General features: G+C 57.4%; 19 protein-coding genes and 2 tRNA genes. 14 read left to right on the top strand and 7 right to left on the bottom strand.

Annotated features, from left to right (window positions below):
• Nucleotides 1–66 precede the first annotated feature (66 nt).
• From aroA to ACKVOS_RS10775, 5 genes are all read left to right on the top strand, one after another.
• Nucleotides 67–1,395 (top strand): 3-phosphoshikimate 1-carboxyvinyltransferase, encoded by a 1,329-nt coding sequence (gene aroA, locus ACKVOS_RS10795; protein ID WP_409212093.1) that lies wholly within the window; start codon nucleotides 67–69, stop codon nucleotides 1,393–1,395.
• 31 nt (nucleotides 1,396–1,426) lie between these two features.
• Nucleotides 1,427–2,053 (top strand): (d)CMP kinase, encoded by a 627-nt coding sequence (locus ACKVOS_RS10790; RefSeq protein ID WP_409212013.1) that lies wholly within the window; start codon nucleotides 1,427–1,429, stop codon nucleotides 2,051–2,053.
• 238 nt (nucleotides 2,054–2,291) lie between these two features.
• The gene (gene rpsA / locus ACKVOS_RS10785) at nucleotides 2,292–3,998 is read left to right on the top strand and encodes a 30S ribosomal protein S1 (protein WP_409212012.1); all 1,707 of its coding nucleotides are present in this window, start codon (nucleotides 2,292–2,294) and stop codon (nucleotides 3,996–3,998) included.
• A 223-nt stretch (nucleotides 3,999–4,221) separates the two neighbouring features.
• Nucleotides 4,222–4,500: an integration host factor subunit beta gene (locus ACKVOS_RS10780; protein WP_373475926.1), complete on the top strand. Its 279-nt coding sequence runs from the start codon at nucleotides 4,222–4,224 to the stop codon at nucleotides 4,498–4,500.
• A gap of 58 nt (nucleotides 4,501–4,558) precedes the next feature.
• A tRNA-Leu gene (locus tag ACKVOS_RS10775) sits at nucleotides 4,559–4,644 on the top strand.
• A 25-nt stretch (nucleotides 4,645–4,669) separates the two neighbouring features.
• Here the strand turns inward: ACKVOS_RS10775 and ACKVOS_RS10770 are convergent.
• Nucleotides 4,670–6,178: a YifB family Mg chelatase-like AAA ATPase gene (locus ACKVOS_RS10770; RefSeq protein WP_409212092.1), complete on the bottom strand. Its 1,509-nt coding sequence runs from the start codon at nucleotides 6,176–6,178 to the stop codon at nucleotides 4,670–4,672.
• 369 nt (nucleotides 6,179–6,547) lie between these two features.
• Between ACKVOS_RS10770 and ACKVOS_RS10765 the strand changes: the two genes are divergently transcribed.
• From ACKVOS_RS10765 to ACKVOS_RS10740, 6 genes are all read left to right on the top strand, one after another.
• A complete protein-coding gene (locus ACKVOS_RS10765; RefSeq protein WP_409212011.1) occupies nucleotides 6,548–7,189 on the top strand; it encodes a TetR/AcrR family transcriptional regulator in 642 nt (213 codons plus the stop codon).
• A gap of 20 nt (nucleotides 7,190–7,209) precedes the next feature.
• Nucleotides 7,210–7,635 (top strand): VOC family protein, encoded by a 426-nt coding sequence (locus tag ACKVOS_RS10760; protein WP_409212010.1) that lies wholly within the window; start codon nucleotides 7,210–7,212, stop codon nucleotides 7,633–7,635.
• Between the two features lies 1 nt (nucleotide 7,636).
• Nucleotides 7,637–8,314: a glutathione S-transferase family protein gene (locus ACKVOS_RS10755; protein WP_409212009.1), complete on the top strand. Its 678-nt coding sequence runs from the start codon at nucleotides 7,637–7,639 to the stop codon at nucleotides 8,312–8,314.
• A 32-nt stretch (nucleotides 8,315–8,346) separates the two neighbouring features.
• On the top strand, nucleotides 8,347–9,069 hold the full coding sequence (locus tag ACKVOS_RS10750; RefSeq protein ID WP_409212008.1) for a DUF1428 domain-containing protein: 723 nt from the start codon (nucleotides 8,347–8,349) through the stop codon (nucleotides 9,067–9,069).
• 83 nt (nucleotides 9,070–9,152) lie between these two features.
• Nucleotides 9,153–9,953, top strand: a complete 801-nt coding sequence (locus ACKVOS_RS10745) for a VOC family protein (RefSeq protein ID WP_409212007.1) — start codon at nucleotides 9,153–9,155, stop codon at nucleotides 9,951–9,953.
• Nucleotides 9,950–10,420 carry an SRPBCC domain-containing protein gene (locus ACKVOS_RS10740; protein WP_409212006.1) on the top strand — a complete coding sequence of 157 codons (471 nt, stop codon included), beginning with the start codon at nucleotides 9,950–9,952 and terminating at the stop codon, nucleotides 10,418–10,420. The genes ACKVOS_RS10745 and ACKVOS_RS10740 overlap by 4 nt, the downstream gene beginning before the upstream one ends.
• A 301-nt stretch (nucleotides 10,421–10,721) precedes the next feature.
• Here the strand turns inward: ACKVOS_RS10740 and ACKVOS_RS10735 are convergent, their stop codons facing one another.
• From ACKVOS_RS10735 to ACKVOS_RS10725, 3 genes are all read right to left on the bottom strand, one after another.
• On the bottom strand, nucleotides 10,722–11,393 hold the full coding sequence (locus ACKVOS_RS10735) for a glutathione S-transferase family protein (RefSeq protein ID WP_409212005.1): 672 nt from the start codon (nucleotides 11,391–11,393) through the stop codon (nucleotides 10,722–10,724).
• A 41-nt stretch (nucleotides 11,394–11,434) separates the two neighbouring features.
• A complete protein-coding gene (locus ACKVOS_RS10730; RefSeq protein ID WP_409212004.1) occupies nucleotides 11,435–12,232 on the bottom strand; it encodes an esterase/lipase family protein in 798 nt (265 codons plus the stop codon).
• A 91-nt stretch (nucleotides 12,233–12,323) separates the two neighbouring features.
• Nucleotides 12,324–13,124: an SDR family oxidoreductase gene (locus ACKVOS_RS10725; RefSeq protein WP_409212091.1), complete on the bottom strand. Its 801-nt coding sequence runs from the start codon at nucleotides 13,122–13,124 to the stop codon at nucleotides 12,324–12,326.
• 89 nt (nucleotides 13,125–13,213) lie between these two features.
• Here ACKVOS_RS10725 and pgeF point away from each other — a divergent pair, with 89 nt between their 5' ends.
• Nucleotides 13,214–13,978 (top strand): peptidoglycan editing factor PgeF, encoded by a 765-nt coding sequence (gene pgeF / locus ACKVOS_RS10720; RefSeq protein ID WP_409212003.1) that lies wholly within the window; start codon nucleotides 13,214–13,216, stop codon nucleotides 13,976–13,978.
• A complete protein-coding gene (locus tag ACKVOS_RS10715) occupies nucleotides 13,975–15,243 on the top strand; it encodes an MFS transporter (RefSeq protein ID WP_409212002.1) in 1,269 nt (422 codons plus the stop codon). The genes pgeF and ACKVOS_RS10715 overlap by 4 nt, the downstream gene beginning before the upstream one ends.
• A 130-nt stretch (nucleotides 15,244–15,373) precedes the next feature.
• Here ACKVOS_RS10715 and ggt read toward each other — a convergent pair whose 3' ends face one another.
• From ggt to ACKVOS_RS10700, 3 genes are all read right to left on the bottom strand, one after another.
• Nucleotides 15,374–17,116 carry a gamma-glutamyltransferase gene (gene ggt / locus ACKVOS_RS10710; RefSeq protein ID WP_409212001.1) on the bottom strand — a complete coding sequence of 581 codons (1,743 nt, stop codon included), beginning with the start codon at nucleotides 17,114–17,116 and terminating at the stop codon, nucleotides 15,374–15,376.
• A 45-nt stretch (nucleotides 17,117–17,161) separates the two neighbouring features.
• Nucleotides 17,162–18,199, bottom strand: a complete 1,038-nt coding sequence (locus ACKVOS_RS10705) for a quinone-dependent dihydroorotate dehydrogenase (RefSeq protein ID WP_409212000.1) — start codon at nucleotides 18,197–18,199, stop codon at nucleotides 17,162–17,164.
• Between the two features lie 301 nt (nucleotides 18,200–18,500).
• On the bottom strand, nucleotides 18,501–18,641 hold the full coding sequence (locus ACKVOS_RS10700) for a hypothetical protein (RefSeq protein ID WP_409211999.1): 141 nt from the start codon (nucleotides 18,639–18,641) through the stop codon (nucleotides 18,501–18,503).
• Between the two features lie 87 nt (nucleotides 18,642–18,728).
• On the opposite strand from ACKVOS_RS10700, the gene ACKVOS_RS10695 reads away from it, so the two are divergent.
• Nucleotides 18,729–18,803: transfer RNA gene (locus tag ACKVOS_RS10695), tRNA-Thr, on the top strand.

Here is an 18,803-nt window from a genome sequence, read left to right as displayed (position 1 = left end):
CGATGCTGTCAAAAATTACCGTGGTCGTTGACTTATTCCGACATCGTCCGCAAAGCGCGAGGCAATATGCAGCACAACATTCCACGCCCCGCCATTTTCCATAGATCGGGCCCCCTACGCGGCATCGTAAAGGTTCCGGGCGACAAATCCATATCGCACCGATCATTGATGTTTGGCGCACTGGCGGTAGGCGAAAGCCGAATTTCGGGCTTGCTGGAAGGCGAGGATGTGTTGGCTACTGCGGCGGCCATGCGGGCCATGGGCGCGAAAATTGATCGTATAGGCGAAGGATGTTGGGCCGTTCATGGCGTGGGCGTGGGCGGTTTAATGCAGCCCGCCGGCGCGCTCGACATGGGCAACAGCGGCACGTCGACACGATTACTGATGGGTTTGGTAGCCAGCCATCGGCTGACCGCAACTTTCATCGGCGATGCCAGCCTTTCCAGGCGGCCGATGGGTCGCGTCATTGATCCGCTAAGCATGATGGGCGCAGAATTTAATGCAAGCCCCGGCGGTACGTTGCCGCTGATGGTGACCGGTCTGGTTCCCGCGATTCCTCTATCCTATCGGTTACCCGTCGCGTCGGCGCAGGTAAAAAGTGCAATTTTGCTGGCTGGACTAAATACACCGGGCATAACCGAAGTGATCGAACCTATCCAAACTCGCGATCACAGCGAACGTATGCTCCGCGGATTTGGCGCGGATTTGACTGTAGAGGTTGCTGGAGATGGCGTTCGTCATATCCGTTTGGCCGGCGAAGCCGAGCTGAAGCCACAGACAATTGAGGTCCCGGGAGACCCATCTTCTGCAGCGTTTCCAATCGTTGCCGCATTGATAACTCCGGGAAGCGAGGTGACGGTGACCCATGTCGGCATGAACCCAACCCGCACCGGCATATACAAGATGTTGGAAGCGATGGGCGCAGACTTGACCTATACCAACGAACGCGAAGTGGGCGGCGAACCCGTGGCTGATATCACTGCGCGCCATTCGGTATTGCGCGGCATCGAAGTCCCGCCCGAAGTCGCACCCAGCATGATCGACGAATTTCCGGTGTTCTTCGTTGCCGCCAGCATGGCGCAGGGACGAACAATTACCAGCGGACTGGATGAATTGCGCGTCAAGGAGAGTGACCGGCTGGCTTTAATGGCAACGGGCCTGACAGCAATCGGGGCCAGAGTCGAAGAACGCGCGGACGGATTGGTCATCGACGGAAGCGGGGGCGAGCCGCTGGAAGGAGGCGCTACCGTGAAAAGCGCACTTGACCACCGCATCGCAATGAGTTTCGCCGTGGCGGGTCAGCATTGCTATCACGGCGTCACGGTTGACGACGTGTCCCCGATCGCCACAAGCTTTCCAACATTTGAAACGATAATCGGGGCGCTCAAGTCATGAGCCCGCAAATTGAACCGGCGTGCATTCGTCGATGATTATCGCGGTCGACGGCCCTACAGCATCGGGCAAAGGCACCATCGCCAAAGCATTGGCCGCACATTATGGCTTGCCCTTTCTGGATACCGGCTTGCTTTATCGTGCCGTCGGATTCCAAGTGCTGCAAAATGACGGTGATCCTGACAACCCGCTTGATGCGTGCAAGGCGTGCGATTTTCCTGAAGCGGTTTTGGACGATGTCTCTCTGCGCAGTGAAGCCGTTGGCGGGCTTGCCAGTCGTGTTTCTGTGCATCCTGAAGTGCGCGCCGCGTTGAATAAACGCCAAGTTGATTTTGCCCATCAACCCGGCGGGGCATTGCTCGACGGGCGGGATATCGGAACGGTGATTGCGCCCGATGCAGATGCGAAGCTGTTCGTGACCGCGGATGCCGTGATTCGGGCAGAACGGCGACATGCCGAAATGATTGGCAGGGGTGAAGCCATGTCGTTTGAAAGCATTTTGGCGGATATTCGTGCCCGCGACGAGCGCGATATCGGGCGGACAAACGCACCGCTAAAACCAGCGGCAGACGCGCTCTTGCTTGATACGGGCGATTTGACTATAGGCGGCGCCGTTCAAGCTGCTATTGCGCTGGTGGAGGCTAAACTTCACCGGAGCTGACGTAGCCGGAGTGTTCACAAAGAAACACCCGTCACCCTGAACCTGTTTCAGGGTCTTACTATATCGCCGTACCGGCTGGAGTAAGTTGCTGAAAGTAGTTCGGCATGACAGTGATTTCGAGTACAACAATCTGTTTTTGAACGCTTTATTGCTATTCGGGTAATAAGGCAGCTCTGGTCAAAGACCATCGGAACCAACCGATTGGCCGGATAAAAAGTACGTAAGGAAACTCTAACCTATGGCAACTTCGCCAAACCCGACCCGCGACGATTTCGCGGCACTTCTCGACGAATCACTTGGTGGCGCAGACGGTGGCTTTGAAGGCCGCGTCGTAAAAGGCACCGTAACCGCAATCGACAATGACCATGCTGTCATCGATGTGGGTCTCAAATCCGAAGGCCGTGTGGCGCTGCGTGAATTCGCTATGCCCGGCCAGAAAGCCGACCTGAAAGTTGGCGACGAAGTCGAAGTCTATGTCGACCGCGTAGAAAATATGAACGGCGAGGCAATGCTGAGCCGTGACCGTGCACGCCGTGAAGCTGCATGGGACGTCCTCGAAGGCGAATTCGAAGCTGGCAACCGCGTTGACGGTGTTATCTTCGGCCGCGTCAAAGGTGGCTTCACTGTCGATCTTGGCGGCGCCGTTGCATTCTTGCCCGGCAGCCAGGTTGACGTCCGCCCTGTGCGCGACGTTGCGCCGCTGATGGACATTGCCCAGCCCTTCGTCATCCTGAAAATGGACCGCAAGCGTGGCAACATCGTCGTATCGCGCCGTGCGATCCTTGAAGAAACCCGCGCAGAACAGCGCACCGGTCTCATCCAGAACCTTGCCGAAGGTCAAATCATCGACGGTGTTGTCAAGAACATCACCGATTATGGTGCATTCGTTGATCTGGGCGGTATCGACGGCCTGCTGCACGTTACCGACATCAGCTACAAGCGCATCAACCACCCGAGCGAAATCATCAATATTGGTGACACCGTCAAGGTCCAGATCGTTCGTATCAACAAGGACACACAGCGCATCAGCCTTGGCATGAAGCAGCTTGAAAGCGATCCTTGGGATGCCGCGGTCAAAAATTATCCGGTTGGCACCAAGCTTAAGGGCGCGGTTACGAATATCACTGAATATGGCGCGTTCATCGAACTCGAACCCGGCATCGAAGGTCTCGTCCATGTTTCGGAAATGAGCTGGACCAAGAAGAACGTCCACCCTGGCAAGATCGTTTCGACGAGCCAGGAAGTCGACGTTATCGTGCTCGACATCGACATGGAAAAGCGTCGCATATCGCTTGGTCTCAAACAGGCCCAGGACAATCCTTGGGCAAGCTTTGCCGAGAAATTCCCGGTCGGATCGACCGTCGAAGGCGAAGTCAAGAACGCGACCGAATTCGGTCTGTTCATCGGCCTCGATGGCGATGTCGATGGCATGGTTCACATGTCGGATATCGCATGGGGTATTTCGGGCGAAGAAGCGTTGCATCTTCACCGCAAGGGCGAAACCGTCAAGGCAATCGTGCTTGACATCGACGCAGAGAAAGAGCGCATTTCGCTTGGTATCAAGCAGATCGAAAAGGGTGCGCCTACTGCGGCAGGTGCAACTTCGACAGGCGGCCTGAAGAAAGGTGCGACCACAACCGTTACCGTTCTTGAAGTGCGCGACGGCGGCCTTGAGGTTCAGGCAGGCGAAGACGGCGCAACCGGCTTTATCAAGCGCGCTGACCTTGGCCGTGATCGCGACGAACAACGTCCTGACCGTTTCCAGGTTGGCCAGAAGTTCGATGCGATGATCACCGGCTTCGACCGTTCGAAAAAGCCCAACTTCTCTGTAAAGGCCCTGCAATTTGCCGAAGAGAAGCAAGCTGTAGAGCAATATGGTTCGTCCGACTCGGGCGCTTCGCTTGGCGACATTCTTGGCGAAGCACTGAAAGGTGTGAAGAAGTAAGCTGCGGCTTTCTAACAAAAGTTCTAATTTTGGGACAGAAAGACCCGCTCTTGGAAACAAGGGCGGGTTTTTTATGTCTTTGAAGCGGCGTTCGTGGCGCAAAAGCGTTGTAAAATAAAAAATAATCTGGCAGCTTTGCGACGCTCCCGAGCCGGTTCCCTTTGGTCGCATGGCTTCTATAAACTCGGGTATCGACTTGAAAATAGAATGAAGGACTTTGCCCATGATCCGGTCCGAGTTGATTAAAAAACTGGAGAGCGAGAACCCCGAGCTCAAAACCGAAGAAATCGAGAAGATTGTCGATTTGTTCTTCAACCAGATCATCCAGCGACTTTCCGATGGCGGACGAGTTGAACTGCGTGGTTTTGGCGCATTTTCGACCCGCGAACGCAGCCCCCGCAAAGGACGCAATCCGCGCACCGGCGCATCGGTTGAGGTGCCGTCAAAACGCGTCCCCTATTTCAAGCCCGGTAAAGAAGTACGCGAACAGCTTAACAAATAAGCTGTTTTACCAAAGCGACTTGACCACACTGTAATTATGTTGTCTGCGCTATCGGCACGCGGATGTGGCGGAATGGTAGACGCTACAGACTTAAAATCTGTTGTCCTTTTGGGCGTGCGGGTTCGAGTCCCGCCATCCGCACCACGACCGGTATCGGCGTTATCCATCATCAGTTCCGCGGTGCTTGCCGACGGTAGCTGAGTGCCTCGGCAATGTGGATGCGCCCCGTCTGTGTGGCGTTGGCCAGATCTGCAATAGTCCGCGCCACCCTTAAAATCCGCGTATACCCTCTTGCCGAAAGGCGCATGGCTTCTGCGGCCTGAGCCAATAATTTTTGTCCGGCATCATCGGGCGTTGCATGAGCAGCCAACATGTCACCATCCAGTTCCGCATTGGTACGCAGCGCCGTTCCGTCCAGACGCGCGCTTTGGATCCGCCGCGCCGCATTCACGCGCTCGGCAACTTCGGCAGACCCTTCTGCAGGAGGCGGCAATACCAGATCAGCCGCGCTGACCGCCTGCACTTCGACGTGCAAATCGATGCGATCCAGCAAAGGCCCGGAAATTTTCGCCTGATAGTCTGAGGCACAGCGCGGTGCCCGGCTGCAGGCCAGTGCCGCATCGCCCAAATGGCCGCATCGGCACGGATTCATCGCAGCAACCAGCTGGAAATTTGCAGGAAAGGTCACATGGCTGTTGGCCCGTGCAACGCTGACTTCACCCGTTTCCAATGGCTGGCGCAAACTGTCCAACACGCCACGTTGAAATTCGGGCAATTCGTCCAGAAACAATACGCCCAAATGGGCCAGACTAACTTCCCCCGGCCGCACACGCATGCCGCCGCCGACCAATGCCGGCATTGACGCGCTGTGATGCGGGCTCCGGAATGGTCGGCTGCGAACGAGTCGTCCATTTTCAAGGCCGCCCGCAACCGAAGTTATCATGGACACTTCTAACGCTTCGGCCGGTGTCAACTCGGGCAAAATTCCCGGCATACAAGATGCCAGTAGCGATTTGCCTGCCCCCGGTGGCCCGACCAAACATAGATTATGTCCACCCGCCGCAGCAATTTCGAGCGCCCGCTTCGCCGTTTCCTGACCTTTCACCATTTTCATGTCTGGCCCCGCTTTTGGCGGATCGGCAACACCTGGTTGAGGTGCCCGCAACAACGCATGCCCCTTCAGATGATTCAGCAAGGCCAGAAGGTCCGGCGCGGCAACGACCTCAATTTGCCCGGCCCATGCGGCCTCCGACCCTTGCACCGCCGGACAAATGAGGCCCATATCGCGCGAAGATGCGTGCAGGGCGGCAAGCAATACGCCCGGCGACCCGGCAACCTTGCCGTCAAGCCCAAGTTCCCCGACCACGACATAATGCGCCAGCGTTTCCGCATCGACCAACCCCATCGCCGACAGCAACGCCAAAGCGATTGGCAAATCATAATGCGAGCCTTCTTTGGGCAGGTCGGCAGGTGACAGGTTAATCGTTATCCGCTTGGGTGGCAGCGCCAGCCCCAGAGCGGATATGGCGGCGCGCACCCGTTCCCGGCTTTCGGCAACCGCCTTGTCGGGCAAGCCGACGACTGCGAAGCCCACCATCCCCGGGGCAATTTGGCACTGCACTTCGACACTGCGTGCTTCCAGCCCCAGATAGGCGACGGTCGAGACTGTCGACACCATTTCTTTTTCCCCGATCATTGAAAGATTGTTACGCGGGGTTGTAAAATCAGGGCTAATTTACGCTTAACCCTGCCCACACATCATTTGGAAATTCCCTGCACGGCATAATAAGGACACGAAGCAAGCCGTCGCTTTATGCATGTTTGCCCTTGGCGTTTTCACCCTTTCGCCAATGGGCAGACATGTTTTTACGGAACTTTGGCGACACCACGCTGCTCACTCAACTTCATCGAAATATATCTTTGGTTATAGCTAAAACTAGCTGATATTTCAAGCTTTATTCCGGACACCATTTTCGGTTTGTTGACTCCGCTGAAGCTTGGAGAGGCTTTTGTTGACACATACCAACTGGTCGGTATCCTACTTCATATGTCGCCGAGTCGCACCCGAACTGCCCAAAGCATGCCTGCCTCCACGCCCGGTTCTGCGCGTGAAAAATTGATCGCCGCCGCCATAGCGACGGTGCGCTACAAGGGTTTTTCCGCCACCTCCGTCGATGAAATCTGTCAGGGCGCAGGCGTCACCAAGGGCGCATTTTTCCATCACTTCGCCTCGAAAGAGGCTCTTGCAGTAGCCGCCGCGGGTGCATGGACCGACATTGCCGAACAACGCATCTTCACCCTGCCCGACTGGACCCGCATTCCCGATCCGCTCGACCGCCTGATGGGCCATATCGACTTCCGACTTTCGATGCTCGACGGCCCGGCAGAGGATTTCACCTGCTTTGTCGGCACGATGGTGCAGGAAAGCTATAACAGCAGCGACCCCATCCGCGCCGCCTGCGACGCCAGCATACGCGCCTATGCGCTGCGGCTGGCCGAGAATATCCAACAGGCCATCGACACCCACAGGATCGCCGAGGGCGTTACAGCGTTCAGCCTTGCTTACCATATTCAGGCCGTCCTGCAGGGCGCTTTCATATTGGCCAAAGCCAATGGCCATCCGGTAATTGCCCGCGACAGCGTCATGCACCTGCAACGCTATGTCATCATGTTGTTCACGCAAAAGTGACGGAGAGAAGGAGAGAGGAAATGGCAGAGGAGCATGCACCCACGAGCGGACTGACCCCGCACATCCAGATCGGTGACAACCGCGCCGCCGAAGCGATCGATTTCTACATCAACGCCTTTGGCGCGATAGAGATCCGCCGGATGCTCGCCGAAGATGGCAAGCGCCTGATGCACGCGCATGTGCACATCAACGGCGCATCCCTGATGCTGCACGACGAATTTCCCGAATTTGTCGACCCGTCCGAAGCCGACGTCGCAGGCGGCAGCGGCCTGACCCTGCATCTTCAGGTCGACGACGCCGACGCATGGTTCGCCCGCGCCGTTGCGGCAGGGGCCACAGCCACCATGCCACCCGCCGATATGTTTTGGGGCGATCGTTACGGGCAGATCAAGGACCCGTTCGGTTACCGCTGGTCCATCGGGCATCCGCTGGGCAAAGGATCCTGAAATGCCTGTCGATCCCAACGCCGGCGTAGAAATCACAGCATTCAAATGGGTGCCGCCCTTTGCGCATGGTTATGTGAAAGATATGCGGATTCGATGGGCACTGGAAGAGATCGCCACGCCCTATCGTGAACGCCTGATCGGCGGAATATTCGAAGACAAGGCGTCGGATTATTTGGTCGATCAGCCCTTCGGCCAAGTGCCTGTATATAAGGCTGAAGGTATTTCCTTGTTCGAAACAGGATCGATCCTGATCCACCTTGGCGAGAAGGATGAGCGGATATTACCCCGCGATGCCTTAGGCCGCGGACGCGCCATAAGCTGGATGATCGCAGCCCTGAACAGCGTTGAGCCAGCATTGTCGGCATTGATGCTAGTGGGACATGCTGGCGCTGAAAAGAACTGGGCGGACGATGCAAAAAATGCAGTGCGACCTTTCGCCGAAAATCGATTGGAAATGCTGTCGAACGCACTCGGTACCAAAGACTGGTTGGAAGACAGGTTTACCATAGGTGATCTCGTGATGGTCGATGTGCTTCGAACCGCCCCTGAAGATAAGTTGGTAGCCGCACATGATAATCTGGTCGCTTATGTCGAACGTGGAACGTCGCGGCCAGCATTCAAGGCCGCAATGACCGCGCAACTCGATGCATTTGCGCGAAACAACCCGGACATAATGTGAATTAGTGGGGGCAGAACCGAAGGAGAGACGACATGTATATCGAAGGATTTGTGCTGGCGGTTCCCACCGCGAACAAGGAAAAATACCGGCAGCATGCCGAAAGCGCGGTGCCGATCTTCAAGGAATTCGGCATGACCCGGATGGTTGAATGTTGGGGTGAGGATATCCCCGACGGCACGATGACCGACTTCAAACGGGCGGTTCAGGCCAAGGATGACGAGACAGTCGTTTTCAGCTGGTGCGAATATCCGGACAAGCTGACCCGCGACGAAGCCAGCCAGAAAATGATGTCCGACCCGCGTATGGCCGAAATGGCCGAATGTCCTTTCGACACCAAGCGGATGATCTATTCGGGCTTTGCGCCCATCCTGTCCGAAGGCAATGACAAGGGCGCTGGCTATATTGACGGCTTTGTCATCCCGCTGCCCGTGGTCCGGCAAGCCGACTATCAGGCACTTGCCGAAGCGGCTGCGCCGGTATTCATCGACCATGGCGCAACCGGCGTTGTCGAAACATGGGGCGAAGACCTGATGCGCGGCGAAGTCACCGACTATTACCGCGCGGTTGAGGCAACTGATGACGAAACGGTCGTTTTTTCGTGGATCGCTTGGCCATCCAAAGAAGCCCGCGACAGCGGCAACAAAGCCGCGATGGAAGACGAACGTTTTGCCGCCATGGGCCCGGATTCGATGCCCTTTGACGGCAAGCGCATGATTATGGGCGGCTTCGTACCGATCGTCGATACCGCACGCTAATTGGACGATATGCGCTCGCCTGCCGTGGGCGAGCGCATGCCATCCAGCAGGGGTCGTCCCTGACAAAATGGAGGAGAGAGGACATGGCCAATAATCATGGCGATTTTATCTGGTATGAGTTGATGACCAGCGATGCCGCAGGTGCGCGTGATTTTTACGCGGCGGTTATCGGGTGGGACATCGACGCACATAGCGATGCGCAGATGGATTACCGGATGATTTCCGCGTCCGACGGGCCGGTCGCCGGATTGCTTCCCCTGACGGCCGAGATGCAGGCAGGCGGCGCGCACCCCTGCTGGATGGGCTATATCCTTGTGTCCGATGTCGATGCCTGCGCCGCCGCAATCAAGGACGCAGGCGGCAGCATCCATATGGACCCGTGGGATATCGAAGGCGTCGGGCGCGCGGCCTTTGTCGCCGATCCCCAAGGGGTGATGTTCTACATCATGAAACCCACACCGCCTGCCGACAAGTCCGATGCCCAAAGCACCAGCTTTGCCGCCGACACTCCGATGGTCGGCCATTGTGCATGGAACGAACTGTCCACCACCGACCCGTACGCCGCAAAAGCCTTTTACGGCGCGCAGTTCGGCTGGGTGCAGGAGAGCGACATGGATATGGGCCCGATGGGCAAATATGAATTTTGGTGGGACAGCGCAAAGCGGTTCATGCTGGGTGCGGTCATGCCGAAAATGGCAGAAATGCCGGTGCCGTTCTGGACCTATTATTTCCGCGTGCCCGATATCGATACCGCCTGTGCGGCCATTTCGGCCCATGGCGGCATGATCATTCAGGAACCCATCGAAATCCCCGGCGGCGATTACAGCCTGGTCGCGGCCGATCCCCAGGGCGCAGCCTTTGGCCTGGTAGGAGCACGCATGTGACCGCAACGCAAGAAAATAGCTGGGAGCTTTCGGTAAGCACTTACATCGCCGCGCCGCCGGAAAAGGTCTGGGACATCATGACCAATCGCATGGAAGAATATTGGTGCCCCAAGCCCTGGCGGACGGAAATCATTGAGCAGCAATGGTATGCAGGCGGGCGGTCAGCGATGGTAATGAAGGGTCCGGAAGGCGAAGAGCATCGGTTGGAAGGAACATTTCTCGAGGTCGTTCCCGGCGTTCGTTTCGTAACCACGGACGCTGTTGTGCGGGGTACGGACGGCAGCTTGATGCCATCCGCACCCTTCATGCTCGGCATTTGGGAAATCGCACCCGAAGGCGACGGAACCCGCTACACCGCCCGCTCGCGCCACTGGGACGAGGCCACCGCCAAGCAACATGACGACATGGGATTCCAGCAAGGCTGGGGGACGTGTGCGGAACAGTTGAAGGAATTGGCGGAGGGTTGAGGTGATGTTTCCCCCTCTCCCCTTTAGGGGAGAGGATACGAAGCCTTGGCCGCAAGGCCTAGGCGCAGTTGGTGAGGGGCTCGACGGTGAGGGTCGTGCGCCAACTCCCCCTCTCCGCTGCGACTAGGCCTTGCGGCCAAGTCTCGCTCCTCTCCCCTGAAGGGGAGAGGGTAATCTCACGCAAAGACGCAAAGGCACAAAGGCACAAAGGCACAAAGGGAAGTGAAAAAGAGCGAAGCTCTTGTAAAGTCTCTAGCCTGCCAACCAAATAGCAGCCGAACTTAAAGGCTAGGATCAGGACCTAAAAATCCACCTGCTCATAATGTTTCGGCGGCGCGATGACTTCCATGCGTTCGGACAATAATGGCCGGAAACTCGGGCGGGATTTGAACATGGCGTACCATGCCTTGGTCTGTTCATGCCCGGTCCAGTCGATACCGCCCAGATAATCGGCAACGGAAATCTGTGCCGCCGCCGCCAGATCAGCCATGCTCATCACTGATCCTGCCATCCATGCACGGTGGTCGATCAGGTAATCGACATATTCAAGGTGCCCATTGGCCAGTTTCATCGCCTCCCGCAGCACGCGGCTGTCGGGGGGTTGGCGGTCGATCAGGCGCTTTTTCATCCGTTCGTGCAACAGGGGCTGTGTCACGTCGCCGTAAAATTGCTCGTCAAACCAAGCGACCAGACGGCGGATTTCGGCGCGATATTGGGCCGTGCCGCTGATCATCGGATTGGCCGAAACGGTTTCGTCAATATATTCCGAAATGGCGACGGAATCGACCAATGTTATGTTCCGTTCGGCATCGCGCATCACAGGCGTGCGTGCTGCCGGGTTCATTTGCAGAAAATCGTCCCGCTGCTCCCAAGGATTTTCGCGCACCAAACTATAAGGAACGCCCTTTTCCCCCAATAGCAAACGCACTTTGCGCGAGAACGGACAAAGCGGATATTGATGAAGGTGCCACATAATGGCCCTGTTAGGGTTGAATGACCCGAATGGAAAGGGGGTTAATGCCCCGACGACGGATAGACCAGAGCACGGGCGCCGGTGCGTTCGAACGGTTTCCAGCCATCCTCGGGCTGGGCCAGCCGGTCGGCGATGGCCCACAAAACCGCAGGGTTCGCGCCCAGGCCGCAATGGCTGCCGCGCACTTCGATATTGTCGGTGGTCTTCGACTTGGGCTCTCGCGAATTTTGCCAGGCGACCACGCCGTCGGTACGCGAGAAAATGGCGGTGGACGGCACGGGCGGGACGGCATGGCCTTCGCTCACCTGCTCCTTCATCTTGGGATCATCAAGCTTTTGTCCGGTCACATATTGATAGGCGCGCCAGGCATTTGTCGATTTGGGCGTGCCGGTGATCGGTGAACCCAGAGAAATGACCTGACGGATATGATCAGGACGGCGGCGCGACAGCATCCGTGCGAACGACCCGCCCAGCGACCAGCCGACGAGGCTGACTTTCTTGCCGGTCTTGGCGTAGATTTCGTCAAGGCGGGCAATCATCTTTTCGCCTTCATGTCCCACCGCCTTATGGCCCAGATTACGGCCCAATTCCCAATGATATGGGTCATAGCCCAGTTTTTTGAGATAGCTATGCAAGGCCCGCATCGAAAATTCCGAAGCCATAAAGCCCGGCAACAACATCACGGGATGACCGTCTCCCTTGGGAGCTTGCAACAGAAACGGCGCGGCCCAAGGCAGCGATCCGGTTTCGAGCAAGGCGCGGGGCAGCTCGCTTAATATCAGTAAAAGCGAAGGAGCCTTGACGGCACCCATTTTTGAATCAGCGGCGATAGTTGCCAAAATAATTCTCCCGTTAACATCAGTAACGTCCGGTCTGCAGCCGAATTAACACGAGGCTAGGCCGATAGATCCAACATGGTCAATCATCTTTTTAATTTGCCGCATCATATAGCGCCTTAAGTCCTTGCTTATAATCGGCATATTGCGGAATCCACTGAAAGAGGCGTTTGGCCTTCCTGTTCGATATCCGCCGGTTTTCGGCATAGAATCCACGCGCCATCGGTGAAAGTTGCGCGTCTTCAAGGCTGAGCAACGGTGGCCATTGGGCACCTGTCAGGTCACACGCATATTCGATAACCGCGTTTTGCGATGCGGGCAGGTCGTCCGAAATATTGTAGACACCCGAAGGTCCGGCAAAGGACGCAAGCACCGCGCCAACAATATCGTCGACATGAATGCGGCTAAAAATCTGGTCCGGAATGTCGATCCGGTGCGCCTTGCCCTCGCGCACCCGGTCGAGCGCCGATCGCCCCGGCCCGTAAATGCCCGGCAGGCGGAACACATGCACTTCGGGCCGCAGCGCCTGCCACGCCAGATCCGCGTCGGCGCGCGCGGTGCGGCGGCCCTGCCCTATGGCTGCGCTTTCATCGACCCACGCGCCGCCGGTATCGCCATAGACGCCGGTGGACGACAAATAGCCGGTCCAATCTGCGCGGCTGGCCGCGATGGCGTTGCCATATTGGTCAAGCACAGGGTCAATAGCTTCGGACAATGGAGGGACGCTCGACAGGATATGCGTCGCGCTTTCCAGCGCGTGGAGCACCGCAAAGCGGTCGTCAAAGGCCACCGCCCCCTCCCCGCTCATCCGCCTGGTGCCCGTCACTTGCCACCCTTGCGCGCGTAACCTGTCGGCCAGCCGCGATGCGGTGTAGCCCATTCCGAAAATCAGCATATGTTTGCCCATCCGGTCTGGTTCGCAATCTAATGGCTTGCCGTCAAGCGCGGCGCTTGCGATTAAGATCATCAGAGGGCGTGAATTTTATGGATGTAGCGGTAATAAAAGCAACCAATCTGGGCGATGTCCCGCACGGATTTCTGGGCCGCATCGGCGGCGTTTCCACCGGCATTTATGCGGGATTGAATTGTAGCCTCGGCTCGGATGATGCGCGGGAAAATGTGCTGGAGAACCGCCGCCGAGCGATAGCATCGATTTTACCCGGCGCAGCACTTGCCCGAGTTTACCAGATACATTCACCCGACGTCCTTACGGTGGCGGGGCCAATCGATCAGGACAGTCCGCCCAAGGCCGATGCACTGGTGACCAACCGTCCCAATATCCTGCTCGGTGTACAGACGGCAGATTGCGTTCCGGTGCTCTTTTGCGACGCGCAAGCCGGGGTGGTGGGTGCGGCCCATTCCGGATGGAAAGGCGCTATTTCGGGCATCAATGAAAACACGATTATCGCAATGGAGGCATTGGGTGCCAGCCGCGACCGGATAAGCTGTGCCATCGGTCCGTGCATTGCGCAGAAAAGCTATGAAGTGGACGAAGGATTTTTCCGGCGCTTTGTCGACACCGCTTCGGATTATGAACGATTTTTCCGGGCTGGAAAACCGGGGCACTATCAATTTGATATCGAGGGATTCGTCGCCGGACGCTTGGGTGCAGCGGGCGTCATGCGTGTGCAGTGTTTGGGGGAAGACACCTATAGTCAGCCCGAACGGTTTTTCAGTTACCGCCGAAGCTGTCATCTGGATGAAAATGGATATGGCGGGCAAATGGCGCTGATCGCCCTGCCTGTATGAACCGGCAACGTTTCGTCTCGATCATCAGCGGATCGGCCGGAAATCTGGTCGAATGGTATGACTGGTTCGCTTATGCGACATTCAGCATTTATTTTGCGCCGCTGTTTTTTCCCGAAGGCGACCTGACCGCGCAATTGCTCAACACCGCCGCCATATTTGCCGCCGGGTTTCTGATGCGGCCCATCGGTGCATGGGCCATGGGCATTTATGGCGACAAACATGGTCGAAAGGCCGGGCTGACTTTATCTGTGTTGATGATGGCGGGCGGTTCGCTGGCCATTGCCTGCGCGCCTACTTTCGCACAAGCCGGCGTTGTCGCCCCCGTCATCCTCGTCGTGGCCCGTATGGTTCAGGGATTGTCTGTCGGCGGTGAATATGGATCAAGCGCCACCTATCTGTCCGAAATGGCCCCGGCGGCGCATCGTGGTTTCTGGTCCAGTTTCCAATATGCCACACTCAGTGGCGGACAATTGCTCGCCATATTGGTCGCATTATTGTTGCAAGCGATATTGAGCGAGGCGCAATTGGGCGATTGGGGGTGGCGGATTCCGTTCGTTATCGGGACCATACTCGCGCTATGTGTGTACTTGTTGCGGCGCACGATGACGGAAACCAAATCCTTTGCGAAGATTGACCAGACACGGCAACATTCCTCTTTGAAACAACTGTGGCGCGACCATAAACGGTCCTGCATATTGGTCATGGTGATGTCGGGCGGCGGCGGCCTCGCCTCTTATGCTTTCACCACTTATATGCTGAAATATCTCATCAACACCGCAGGCTTTGAAAAACAAACGGCGACCCTGATTATCGCCGGCGTATTGATCTGGTCATTCTGCCTGCAACCCATTGCCGGTATCCTGGCGGACCGGTTCGGGCGAAAGCCGTTGTTGCTGATCGCCGGTGTCGGCGTCGCGTTAGTCGCGGTGCCGGTTTACACTTTGGTCGGCACGGCGACTTCGCCCCTTTTTGCAATGGCGCTCATCCTGATTCCGATTACGCTGCACGGCGGCTACACCGCCAATAACGCGATGGTAAAGGCCGAGCTGTTCCCCGCCCACATCCGCGCCCTGGGCGTTGCCTTTCCTTATGCGGTGGGAAATACGTTATTCGCAGGCACGTTGGAATATGTGGCGCTGTGGTTCAAAAGTTCGGGCAATGAAACCGGCTTTTTCTGGTATGTCGCAATCTGCGTCGGGGCGACGGTAATCGCGTATCTGATGCTGCCGGAGACAAAAAACCAAAGCATGATCGCCGAAGATTGAAGCCAGCGTTAGGGACCGTCCCTTTAGAATCTCCGGGGACTGTCCCTTCGGGGACTGTCCCCAACGCCAGCGTTCCACTCAAACTTTGGGGACAGTCCCCAAGGGGACAGTCCCCGCTAAATCACCGGCGTCAGTGAATGCTCGCCGCGGGTGCATCCTTGTTCGTTTTGGGGACCGACACAGTCACCTTGCCCATGTCATCAAGCGTTGCCGACGTCCCTTCGCTGCGCGGATCGGACGCGCCGGTCCACGCGCCGGAAAGCCATTGTGCGCCATTGACCTTTGAACCCAGATCAGATGCCCGCACCTTCTGTCCAAAGCCGGAAAGCGTATCGGCCATCGCCGCCAATGCGGTTCCTTCTTCAACTTGCAATTCGCCTTGCCCGAAATAGATGTTGGGCAAGGCTATGGCCTGATCCAGCGGCAGGCCGAAATCAAGCACGCCGACCAATGTCTTGGCGACGTGCATGATGATCCGCTTGCCACCCGCAGAGCCGAGCGTGAGGACCGCACGGCCATCGCGGTCAAAGACGATTGTCGGCGACATGGACGACAAGGGCCGCTTGCCACCCATCACGCGATTGGCGACCGGCGCGCCGTCCTTTTCAGGCGCAAAGGTGAAATCGGTAAGTTCGTTATTCAGGAAGAAACCGCCCGCGACCAACTGGCTGCCGAAGACGCTTTCGATGGTCGAGGTCATATTGGCGATATTGCCCTTGGCATCGACGGCGGCGAAATGCGTGGTGCCCGCAACCTCGCTTGAAAGCGCCGCAGTGCGTGGCATCGCGCCGGGGGGTGAACCTGCCGGATAGTCGGTGCGCGCCTTGTCCGGATCAATCAGCGCCGAGCGCGCCTTCAGATATTCGGGGTCCAAAAGGCCCTTCACCGGAACCTCGACAAAATCGCTGTCGCCCAGATATTTCTCGCGGTCGGCATAAGCGAGCTGCATCGCCTGCCCCAGCAGGAACCAACTTTTGGGAGCATCCTTGCCCAGCGCCGCCATGTCGAACCGCTGCAGGCTGCCCAATATCTGCAAAACCGTGGTTGCGCCTGACGAAGGCGGACCCATGCCGCAGACGACATAGACGCGATAAGGCGCACACACCGCCGCCTGTTCCTTGACGCGGTATTTTTCGAGATCGGTCAGGGTCATGTCGCCTGCACCCACTTTGCTGGTGGTGACGGCGTCGACAATCTGCTTGGCCACCGCGCCATTGTAAAAGGCATCCGGCCCCTTCTTGGCGATCAGCTTCAACGTCGCGGCGAGCTTCGGATTGCGGATGGTCGCACCAGCCACCACAGGCTTTCCATCCGCCCAGTACAGAGAGCGCGCCTCGTCAAAATTGGGCCATAGACGCTCGACCATCTTCAACCGCGATTCCAGCGTGGCGTTGACCACATATCCCTTTTGCGCGAGCCGGATGGCAGGCTTGAACAACGTCGCCCAAGGCAGCTTGCCCCATTTCTTGTGTGCCTCGGCCATCAGCGCGACATTGCCCGGCACGCCCACGGAACGGCCACCCTGGAACGCCTGCAAAAAGGGCATGGGCTTTCCGTCCGGCCCCACAAAACGGTCCGGCGTCGCCGCAGCAGGCGCGGTCTCGCGGCCGTTAAGCGTGCTCAACATGCCCTTGCCTGCGTCCTGATACATCAGGAACCCGCCGCCGCCGATACCGCTCGACTGTGGCTCTACCACCGTCAGCGCCACCATCATGGCCATGGCCGCGTCCGCCGCCGTGCCACCCTGCTTCAGCATTTCCATCCCGGCCTCGGTCACCCGGGGGTCAGCAGAGGACGCAACGCCAACAGTGTTGGCAGCAGCATTTTGGGGCACCAGCGCAAGTGCGAACAGCGCGATAAAAATTCTTTTCATAAGCCTGTGTCTAGCGGCGCGGCGCGGCCAAGGCAAAGCCCCTTTTCAGGCATCTACCCCGACAGCATCGGCAAGGCCCTGAAATCCATCCGCTTTCAACAATCGCACCAGCCCATTATTGATGCGCGCCGCAAGGCCCGGCCCTTCGTAAACCAGTGCGCTGTAAATCTGCACCAGCGATGCGCCTGCCCGAATGCGCGCATAGGCATCTTGAGCACTGGTTATGCCACCCACCCCGATCAACGCAATCTGCCCTCCACTCGCTTTGCGAAAATCCACCAGCCGCTGCTGCGCGAGATCGCGCAAAGGTGCGCCGGACAAACCTCCGCTCTCGCCAGAATATCGGGACTTCAGCGCCGGACGACCGATTGTAGTGTTCGATACAATAAGCGCGGCCACCCCGCGCGCCATGGCGACTTCGACAATGTCATCAATATCTGCAGGTTGCAAATCCGGCGCTACTTTCAAAAACACGGGCTTGCCCTGCACCCGTGCTGCCATCGCTTGTCCCAACAGGTCATCCAGCGCCGCTTTGTCCTGCAACGCACGCAACCCCGGTGTGTTGGGGGAACTTATATTGATGGTCAGATAATCGGCAAAAGGCTCCATCTTGCGAACGCCGGACACATAATCCGCGACGCGATCCGCACTGTCCTTGTTCGCACCGATATTGATGCCGATCGGCCCTGATTTTACCCGACCCGATAATTTCGCCAATCGGGCAAGCGCCGCATCCTGACCCGCATTGTTGAAACCCATACGGTTGATGACCGCGCGATCCTCGGCAAGCCGGAAAAGGCGGGGCCGCGGGTTGCCTGACTGGGGCAGCGGGGTCAACGTGCCGACTTCGGTAAATCCGAAGCCGAGTCGCAAAATCTCCAGGGGAACTTCGGCGTTCTTGTCATATCCCGCCGCAAGACCCACCGGGTTTGCAAAATGCAGCGACGCGAAATCCTGACTAAGAACCGGATCAGTGCAACCCGATGACGGTATCGGGGCAATCTTTAACGCGGCCAACGACAGATTATGGGCGCGCTCGGCATCGGCAAGAAACAGAAAGGGTCGGGCAAAGGAATATAGCATGGACCTGCTATCACTCACAATAATGGCCAACGCAATCCCGGTGTCACAAATATGCAAGAAATGCGGTTTTCCAATATCTTAACTACAGCCAAAAAACAGATGGCCGAAAATGTCAAATGTAATCGATGCAGATGATGATTCCGTGCAAGAGCGACTCCTGTTTTCAGTGAATAGAGACTTTGCGACCCGAAGGGCTCGACGTCGAATGACGCCAAGTTCTTTTTCCTGTTAGGCCCGCTGGAAACAGCGGGTCTTTTTTATGGGAACCCGGATTCGGCGGCTCGCAAGCGTTGGGCCACAGTCAATCTTGTGATTTGGGATCGTCGACAGCCGTGTCCATTCTGCTATTGCCCGCCGCTTTACGGCGACGCAAATTATTGCGCAGCGCCGCACGCAAGCGCTCCGCCCGTTCCTTTTGCCGCTGGTCGCTCTCTTTTGACATGATCGCCCGATGCCAAATGCCAACGCAACGCGCAAGCGGCTTGACATTAAGCCCAACCCTTCGCATAGCGCCGCAACTTCGGTGCAGGCTGCTGTAGCTCAGTGGTAGAGCGCGTCATTGGTAATGACGAGGTCGGGAGTTCAATCCTCCCCAGCAGCACCA

This window comes from Sphingorhabdus sp. (genome assembly GCF_046154385.1).
Classification (GTDB): domain Bacteria; phylum Pseudomonadota; class Alphaproteobacteria; order Sphingomonadales; family Sphingomonadaceae; genus Sphingorhabdus_B.
The sequence above is the reverse complement of the archived record's forward strand: the minus strand, read 5'-3'. Positions and strand labels throughout refer to the sequence as shown.